At 61.5% G+C, this 1,772-nt stretch carries 1 protein-coding gene; it reads left to right on the top strand.

Going from position 1 to position 1,772, the window contains the following annotated elements; genetic code table 11:
* Nucleotides 1-273: 273 nt before the first annotated feature.
* A partial coding sequence (locus tag J0I64_RS00005; RefSeq protein ID WP_291405209.1) for a DNA gyrase subunit B occupies nt 274-1,772 on the top strand: 1,499 nt, incomplete at its 3' end.

Here is a 1,772-nt window from a genome sequence, read left to right on the forward strand (position 1 = left end):
TACCGTGCGCGAAGGCCGCGTGGCGCGGGACTAGTTTTTTCCATTTTTCTCCCGCTTGGGGAGAGGGTGGATCGGCCGGAAGTCCACAAAGGCAGGGGCGCAGACTGCCGCGCGTTCGGCAGTTGCTGGCGCCTTCTTCCCGGGGTGGCGAAAAATGGCATGAAGATTGTTTTCTTATGCCCACCAAAAGCCACGAAAACTGGCAATTTTCTTGGGGTTCCAGCCCCATTCCGCTAGAACGAAATGACCAGAAATACGAGTGATTCGGACCCCATGAGCGACAGCGAAAATCCGACCCCGACCGAGTATGGCGCCGACAGCATCAAGGTGCTGAAAGGGCTCGATGCCGTGCGCAAGCGCCCCGGCATGTATATCGGGGACACGGATGACGGCTCGGGCCTGCATCACATGGTCTACGAGGTGGTCGATAACGCCATCGACGAGGCGCTGGCCGGCCATGCCGACCTCGTGACCGTGACGCTCAATGCCGACGGCTCCTGCTCGGTCAACGACAATGGCCGTGGCATTCCGACCGGCATTCACGCTTCCGAAGGCGTGTCGGCGGCCGAGGTCATCATGACCCAGCTTCATGCCGGCGGTAAGTTCGACCAGAATTCCTACAAGGTTTCCGGCGGTCTGCACGGCGTGGGCGTGTCGGTCGTCAACGCGCTCTCGGTGTTCCTGAAACTCAACATTCGCCGCGATGGCGAAGTGCATGAGATGAGCTTTACGCATGGCGTTGCCGATGCGCCGCTCAAGGTTGTTGGCACCTATGTCGAGAACAAGCTGCCGGGCACCTATGAAGGGCGTTCGGGCTCGGAAATCAGCTTCCTGCCGAGCCCTGAAACCTTCACCATGGTGGAGTTCGACTTCAAGACGCTCGAGCATCGCCTGCGCGAACTGGCCTTCCTCAATTCGGGCGTGCGCATCCTGCTGCGCGATCGCCGCCACCCCGAGCCGATCGAGGTTGAGCTGTTCTATGAAGGCGGCCTCGAAGCCTTTGTGAAATATCTCGACAAGTCGAAGGCGCCGGTGCTGGAAGCCCCGATCACCATGCGCTCGGAAAAGGACGGGATCACCGTCGAAGTGGCGCTGCAGTGGAACGACAGCTACCACGAAAACGTGCTCTGCTTCACCAACAACATCCCGCAGCGCGACGGCGGCACGCACCTTGCGGGCCTGCGTGGCGCGCTGACGCGCCAGGTGACGAGCTATGCCACGACTTCGGGCATTGCCAAGAAGGAAAAGGTCGAGCTTTCGGGTGACGATACCCGCGAGGGCCTGACCTGCGTACTGTCGGTAAAGGTGCCGGACCCGAAATTCTCGTCCCAGACCAAGGACAAGCTGGTCTCCTCCGAAGTGCGTCCCGTTGTCGAAAATATCGTCAACGAAAAGCTCGGCCAGTGGTTTGAAGAGCACCCGAACGAAGCCAAGGTGATCGTGGGCAAGGTGGTGGAAGCCGCTGCGGCTCGCGAAGCCGCCCGCAAGGCGCGCGAACTGACCCGCCGCAAGGGCGCGCTCGAAATCTCCTCGCTGCCCGGCAAGCTGGCGGATTGCCAGGAACGCGACCCGGCAAAGTCGGAAATCTTCATCGTGGAAGGTGACTCGGCAGGTGGTTCGGCCAAGCAAGGCCGTGACCGCTCCAACCAGGCCGTGTTGCCGCTGCGCGGCAAGATTCTCAATGTGGAGCGCGCGCGCTTTGACCGCATGATCTCGTCCGACCAGGTCGGCACGCTGATCACCGCGCTCGGCACCGGCATTGGCCGCGAGGA

This window comes from Devosia sp. (genome assembly GCF_017307565.1).
Taxonomy (GTDB): domain Bacteria; phylum Pseudomonadota; class Alphaproteobacteria; order Rhizobiales; family Devosiaceae; genus Devosia.